Origin of the sequence: Mycobacterium intermedium, from assembly GCF_002086275.1 — a bacterium.
Lineage (GTDB): Bacteria > Actinomycetota > Actinomycetes > Mycobacteriales > Mycobacteriaceae > Mycobacterium > Mycobacterium intermedium.
The window spans coordinates 1-367 of the sequence record NZ_MVHT01000337.1; the positions used below are offsets into that span (position 1 = coordinate 1).

A 367-nucleotide genomic window follows, 5' to 3' on the forward strand; every position below is an offset into this window, starting at 1 on the left:
GACCGTCGGCCCCATCGAACCCGCCCGGCCCGCCGGCCTTACCGCCGATCCCGCCGGCCCCGGCGGCTCCGGGGGGCTGCTCTTCGGCAATGGAGGTAACGGCGGGCTCGGCGGTCGGGGCGGTGCGGGCGGCGCCGGCTCGGCTGGCGCGGACGGTGGCGCAGGTGACCCGGGCAGCCCTGGCGGGGCGGGCGGCGCCGGTGGCGCCGGTGGCAACGGCGGGAACGGCGGCCACGGGGGCGCCGCCGGTCGCGGCGGTTACTGGGGCCAGGCCGGCCTGGCAGGCAACGGCGGCGCCGCCGGTGACGGCGGAGCCGGGGGTGCCGGCGGCAACGGCGGGGCTGGCGGTAACGGCGTTGTCGTGGCC

1 pseudogene is annotated in these 367 nt (G+C 82.0%); it reads left to right on the forward strand.

Features of this window, described 5'->3' with window-relative positions:
• Positions 1 to 367: pseudogene (locus tag BST27_RS35245) on the forward strand (hypothetical protein); the annotation flags it as partial.